This is a genomic window from Emticicia sp. (genome assembly GCF_049241225.1).
GTDB lineage: Bacteria > Bacteroidota > Bacteroidia > Cytophagales > Spirosomataceae > Emticicia.
The window spans coordinates 8,213-14,016 of sequence record NZ_JBMLRC010000220.1; the positions used below are offsets into that span (position 1 = coordinate 8,213).

Below are 5,804 nucleotides of genomic sequence, written 5' to 3' on the forward strand. Positions count from 1 at the left end.
CTGAGCGAAGTCGAAGGGAGAAAATTGCACTTTTCCGTTGCCAAACTTTATTCGATAAATCAGTTGGAGATGGATTTTTGAGATATTGTACACAATTTCCGCAAGTATTTTGAAAGTTTTCGCAGTCTCCACTGTGGTGGCAGCCGCCCGTAAAAGCCCACATATCGTGTAGTGTCCAGACGATAGGCTTATTGAGTGCAAAAAGCTTTTCGAGCGATTTTAATGATAAAAAACCAAAATTTATCCAATGCAAATGAATAACGTCTGCTTCCTGCACGAGCGGATGCTCAGAAATATCAATGCCCGAATTGGCTGGCGAAAAAGCAAATCTGATTTCTTTGTTTTTTTCTTGAAATTTGAAGTAAAGTCGCTCTCTTACGAATCGTTCAAAGGCCAGTTTTTTTTGTAGCCAAGTTTCGGCAATTGCCCTTACATTTGGGTTATCTCGCTTTCTTTCCTGCACCAACATTGTCGCTTCTATGCCTGTGGTCTGATTGAGCGTTTTGAGCAATCGCAAACAAGCAATGGCGGCCCCGCCCATGGCATCGTCGGTATTGATAAGTAGAATTTTCAAGCGAAATGAAATTGATTGATAAAATGAATGCGAATTACGTGAATTTTCATGAAAAATCTCTAAGGTCTTTTACACGACTGGATGGTTTTATTTGTATAAATTGTGTATTCCTTGAAAAAAATAGGGCGAAACTGTAAGTTTTGTGTAGGCTTGACGACTAATTGTTCAAACGAATCTCAATATCAAAATGGAAAAAGACTTTGTCGAAATGCTCAATACCCATCGTGGAATCATCTTTAAGGTGTGTAATCTATATTGCCACGATGAAGAGGCGAAGAAAGACCTTTTTCAAGAAATAGTTTTGCAGCTATGGAAAGCGTATCCGAGTTTCAGAAACGAATCTTTGAATACCTCATGGATGTATCGAGTTGGACTAAATACGGCAATTTCTAATTTGCGAAAAGAGATTAAAAAGCCTGATAAAAAGGCAATTACAGCAGAAGAATTCCAGATTCCGGATATGAGTTTTGACAATGATGATGAAGAAAAACTGGGCATGCTAAAGCTGGCAATCGAAAAACTTTCGGAGGTAGAAAAAGCTATCATTATGCTTTATCTGGAAGAAAAAACTTACGATGAAATAGCCGAAATTATCGGTATTTCTAACTCCAATGTAGGCGTGAGATTAAATAGAATCAAACAGAAATTAGAAAAAATCATAAAATCAAATACATTATGAACTTAGAAGAATTAAAATCAGCTTGGCAAGTTTATGACCGTAAATTACAGGCCACACAAGCAATCAACGAAAGACTAATTTTTAGTATGATTAGAGAGCGGTCGAATTCGAGAGTTTCACGCATCAAAAGAGAGAATACTCTACTGTTGGTACTGATGTTTTTGGAGTTCTTTTTCTTAGTGGCGGTTTTTGCGGGAAATCCCTTTGATTTTAAGTTTTTGTGGCAATATGTACCTTTTTTGTTTATTTTACTTGGAAATCTGATGGCAATTGTTGTGCTTTTCAGAGCTTATAAAACGCTGAAAACTGATATTACTGATGCCAATTTGAGGTCGTTCTTGAAAAATCTGATAGCCACATTTGAGAGTAATAAAAAAGCCGAAGGCTGGTTCGGAGCAATTATGTTTGTGTCGGGGTGTTTGACAATCTTCTCATTTTTACCCCATAAATTGGCCACCAAAAGTCTATCAATGGCAATTGTTGATACACTGATTCCGATGGCTATTTCGGTGACAATTTACTTAATCGCCTATAAAATGGGGGCGTTTAAAAACCAAAAAGAGGTAGCATTTAAAAAAGATTTGAGCGAACTGGAGAAATTGCAGCAAGAATTGCAAGAGAATTAATTCAATAATAGTCTTAAAACTTACAGGCGTTTTTTTCGTTATACATTCATAAACCATGTATTCTAATGAAAAAAACGTTTGTAATTCTTGGGCTTTGTGGTTTTGTTTCTTTGATTGCTATCAGATGTAAAGAAGCAGAAGATGCCCCCACCTCAACGACCACACCAACTACCCCTACAACAGTAGTAGTAACGCCACCTGTAACTATTTCATATCAAGCAGTTGAGGCTTTTCCGAAGTTGTCTTTTAGTTCTCCAGTAGATTTTACGCACGCCAACGATGGCACTAATCGTGTGTTTGTGGTTGAACAAAGAGGTGTAATTCAGGCTTTTGAAAATAACACTACTACCGAAACTAAATCGGTGTTTTTGGATATTACCAGCCGAGTTGCTTCAGGCGGAGAAATGGGCTTGTTGGGTTTAGCTTTTCATCCAAACTTCAAGAGTAATGGCTTTTTCTATGTGAATTACACCCGAAATTCTCCTCGTCGCCAGAGCGTAATTGCAAGATTCAAGGCCAATGGTCAGACCGCCGACCCAAGCAGCGAAACTATTTTGCTCACTTTCGACCAACCCTATACCAATCATAATGGTGGCCAGTTGGCTTTTGGGGCAGATGGCTATTTATACATCGCTACGGGCGATGGTGGAAGTGGTGGCGACCCACAGAATTATGCTCAAAATAGAGCCAGTTTGTTGGGAAAAATGCTGAGAATTGATGTAAATTCTACTACCAAGGGCAATTATGGCATTCCGAGGGATAATCCTTACGTAGGAAACACACAAGGTTTTAGCGAAGAAATTTATGCTTATGGTCTTAGAAATCCGTGGCGTTTTAGTTTCGATTCGGTTACGAAAGACTTATGGACTGGTGATGTTGGCCAAAATAAAGTGGAAGAAATTGATGTAATAACGAAAGGTGGAAACTACGGTTGGAAAGTAAAGGAGGGAAATTCGTGTTATTCGGGCGATTGCTCACGAACAGATTTGATTGCTCCAGTTTGGGAATATCAGCAAGGAAGTGATGGACGTTCGGTAACAGGTGGAGTTGTTTACAGAGGGAAAAAGTTTACAGATTTGGTAGGGAAATATTTCTGCGGCGATTACATAAGTGGAAAAATCTGGGCATTAACTTACGATGGCAAAACCGTAACAAAAAGCGATGTGGTAGCGAATGTCGGCACTGTTTCGGCTTTTGGGCAAGATGCCAATGGCGAGATGTATATGCTCAATCTCGGAAACGGAAAAGTTTATACTTTGGCTAAGAAATAGTAGTTTTTTGGGGTTTAATCGTGGCAAATCTTTATGATATGCCACGATTTTTTATTGATATTTTATCAGAAAAACTTAGTCACTTTCAACCACAAATTCTTCATTGCACCATTCAATTCGGGCGAAATATTGCTCCAATAAATAATTAGTCCATACAATACCGTAAGAGCTGCCGAACGATAAGCCATATCTACGATTGACATCATTTTATTTCCTCCAAATTCGGGTAAAAATCTGATAATCAGCCATGAAGCGAGTGCTACAATGATAACTTTTACCAAATCAAAGGTGAAAGGTTGCATGCCGAGTTTAATCAAAACTACTAAATAACGAGCCAAATTATAATAAACCGTAGCGATGGCCAGTGCAAATGCTGCCCCATTCATGCCGTAGATGGGTATCAGAAAATAGTTGAGAGCAACCGTTATGAAAATCAGCCCAACCATAATATATGTATCATAAATGTAGTGTTTCGAAAGAGCCAAAATCGTTCCGTTCAGTCCCGTTGCCAAATCGAAGAGTTTTCCCAGACAGATAATAATCACCACCATTTTTCCTGCGGAATAAGAAGGCGGTAATAACAAAAATAGATTGTCAATATTGAGGTATATTCCTAAGAAAATCCAACAACCAACTATCAGAGAAGTCGTGCAACTTTTTTTATAAATCGTAGAAATATTTATTAGGTCTTTCTTTGCAAACGAATCGGCAATCAGAGGTTGAGCGGCTTTGGTTACGGCCATGAGAGCCATTCCCATGACACTACCAAAAAACGAAGCAGTATTATAAATGCCGGTTTCACGATAAGATGAAATTCCCGCCAACATGATTTTATCAATATACAGAATTACCATCGAAGAAAAGCCAGTCAGGATTGTCAGAAAAGCATAAAACCAAAATTCTTTGCTAAACGCAGGAGTCATAACCGAAAAATCTGGTTTGAGTGAAAAACCTTCAAGTTTTCGAGCCTTTAAAAACATCGGAACAACATAAAACCCAACGGCAATTACCCATAAATAAATAAATTGTTCGAAAGTTATAAATCTGAATACGACCAGAAGTAATGCCAATAAAATAAGAAAACGCTGTAAAAATTGAGCTAAGAATGTTCCTGTTAGGGTATCATATAGGTTTTTGGCGTAATTATCAAGCAGATTAAAAAGTAAAGTGGCGAGCGTGATTGGCAATAATAAATAGAAGTTATCGGCAAAGAGTGGTGATTTCTCCTCATTTTTTACAATCGTATCTTTGAAAAAATATAGCCCCACACTGACAATTGTAAAACCTATCAAAGCCGAAATCAAACCTAAAAATAAATAACCTTTATGTCCTTTTTGGGCATCACGAAAATGTGGAAAAAAACGACTTCCAGCGGCATTGAAACCTAAGGATGAAAGTTGAACCAAAACGTACATATAAGAAAGCAAAACTGCTAAAAGTCCATTTTCAGCTTCGCTGATATTGTGTGGAATCAGAAAAAATTGAGATACAAATCCAACCAACACCCCCCCATAAGAGAAAATTGTACCAAGAAAAGCCTGTTTTTTTATAACATTCATTGAAAGTTTCCTAAATGTGATGATTGAAAAGTAACTTAGATAGACATTAAATCCTGTCCATCTTACCAATCTTTTTAATCGTGGTCTAAAATAATTGGCTTGTAATTTGCAAAGTTAATCATCAAAATAGACAATATTTGCAGTAAAATTGAATTGTTTGAATAATGGCCGTTTCGGAAGAAATAAAAACAGCATCATTGGTGCTTGATAAAAATGATATTTGGCGTGCATCTCATGCCGAAAAAATGTCGTATCCCGAAGAGGGAAACAACTATTGCTTTGCCGTAGAAGACAACAGTTTTTGGTTTAAACACCGAAACGATGTGATTCTGACGCTTACGCAACGCTTCAAATTTGCCAAAAACTTTGCCGATGTGGGCGGAGGAAATGGTTTTCAAGTTAAATTTTTGTCGGAAAAGTATCCCGAAAAACAAATATTTTTAATCGAACCGGGTTATGCGGGTTGTCTGAATGCCAAGAAACGAGGCGTGAAGGAAGCCTACAATATCTTTTTTCAAGAATTTCCGTTTGCTGAAAAACAAATCGATGCGGTCGGGCTTTTTGATGTAATCGAACACATCGAAGATGACAAAGCATTCCTGACGGGCCTTGCTCAGTATTTGCCGTCAGGCTCGCATATTTATATCACCGTACCAGCTCATCAATGGCTTTGGTCGGAAGTGGATGACGAAAGCGGGCATTATCGCCGTTATAACCTCGAAATGTTTGATAAACTTGCCAAAGCTTGTGGACTAGAATACACCTACGGCAGTTATATTTTCTCCTATTTACCACCAATTATGGGTGTTTTACGTGCAATTCCATTTCGTCTCGCCAGACTTTTTGGGAAAACTCGCAAAAATACCCTTGATGCCGAATTTGATAATCATACACCATCCAAACTTGCTACCACGATATTCAATAAAATTCATAGTTGGGAATTGGCCCAGCTACGAAAATCCAAAATGTCGTTTGGTGCCAGTTGTGCGGTGGTTCTAACAAAGAAATAATTTTGAAGCGGTTCGCCGCCCGTTCAGAATGAGTGAATGATAAAATTGGTAGAATCATTCACTCATTCACTCATTCACTCATTCA

At 38.1% G+C, this 5,804-nt stretch carries 6 protein-coding genes; 4 read left to right on the forward strand and 2 right to left on the reverse strand.

The features are described from left to right. On the reverse strand, nucleotides 1–574 hold a 574-nt coding region (locus tag ACOVO2_RS12355), incomplete at its 3' end, for a glycosyltransferase (RefSeq protein WP_421770274.1). A gap of 187 nt (nucleotides 575–761) precedes the next feature. On the opposite strand from ACOVO2_RS12355, the gene ACOVO2_RS12360 reads away from it, so the two are divergent. The 3 genes from ACOVO2_RS12360 (at nucleotide 762) to ACOVO2_RS12370 (ending at nucleotide 3,150) form a co-directional block, all read left to right on the forward strand. Then, on the forward strand, nucleotides 762–1,253 hold the full coding sequence (locus ACOVO2_RS12360) for an RNA polymerase sigma factor (protein WP_421770275.1): 492 nt from the start codon (nucleotides 762–764) through the stop codon (nucleotides 1,251–1,253). Further along, on the forward strand, nucleotides 1,250–1,879 hold the full coding sequence (locus ACOVO2_RS12365) for a hypothetical protein (RefSeq protein ID WP_421770276.1): 630 nt from the start codon (nucleotides 1,250–1,252) through the stop codon (nucleotides 1,877–1,879). Before ACOVO2_RS12360 ends, ACOVO2_RS12365 begins: the two co-directional genes overlap by 4 nt. A gap of 65 nt (nucleotides 1,880–1,944) precedes the next feature. After that, on the forward strand, nucleotides 1,945–3,150 hold the full coding sequence (locus tag ACOVO2_RS12370; protein WP_421770277.1) for a PQQ-dependent sugar dehydrogenase: 1,206 nt from the start codon (nucleotides 1,945–1,947) through the stop codon (nucleotides 3,148–3,150). A 65-nt stretch (nucleotides 3,151–3,215) separates the two neighbouring features. On the opposite strand, the gene ACOVO2_RS12375 is transcribed toward ACOVO2_RS12370, so the two are convergent. After that, a complete protein-coding gene (locus tag ACOVO2_RS12375; RefSeq protein WP_421770278.1) occupies nucleotides 3,216–4,709 on the reverse strand; it encodes a lipopolysaccharide biosynthesis protein in 1,494 nt (497 codons plus the stop codon). Between the two features lie 164 nt (nucleotides 4,710–4,873). On the opposite strand from ACOVO2_RS12375, the gene ACOVO2_RS12380 reads away from it, so the two are divergent. After that, entirely contained in the window at nucleotides 4,874–5,719 is an 846-nt protein-coding gene (locus tag ACOVO2_RS12380) for a class I SAM-dependent methyltransferase (protein ID WP_421770279.1), read from the forward strand. The last annotated feature ends 85 nt before the right edge of the window (nucleotides 5,720–5,804 follow it).

What these genes read in the sequence shown, in the direction of transcription:
- ACOVO2_RS12360 (WP_421770275.1), top strand. Translation starts at nt 762, where the DNA reads ATGGAAAAAGACTTTGTCGAAATGCTCAATACCCATCGTGGAATCATC.
- ACOVO2_RS12365 (WP_421770276.1), top strand. Translation starts at nt 1,250, where the DNA reads ATGAACTTAGAAGAATTAAAATCAGCTTGGCAAGTTTATGACCGTAAA.
- ACOVO2_RS12370 (WP_421770277.1), top strand. Translation starts at nt 1,945, where the DNA reads ATGAAAAAAACGTTTGTAATTCTTGGGCTTTGTGGTTTTGTTTCTTTG.
- ACOVO2_RS12375 (WP_421770278.1), bottom strand. Translation starts at nt 4,709, where the DNA reads ATGAATGTTATAAAAAAACAGGCTTTTCTTGGTACAATTTTCTCTTAT.
- ACOVO2_RS12380 (WP_421770279.1), top strand. Translation starts at nt 4,874, where the DNA reads ATGGCCGTTTCGGAAGAAATAAAAACAGCATCATTGGTGCTTGATAAA.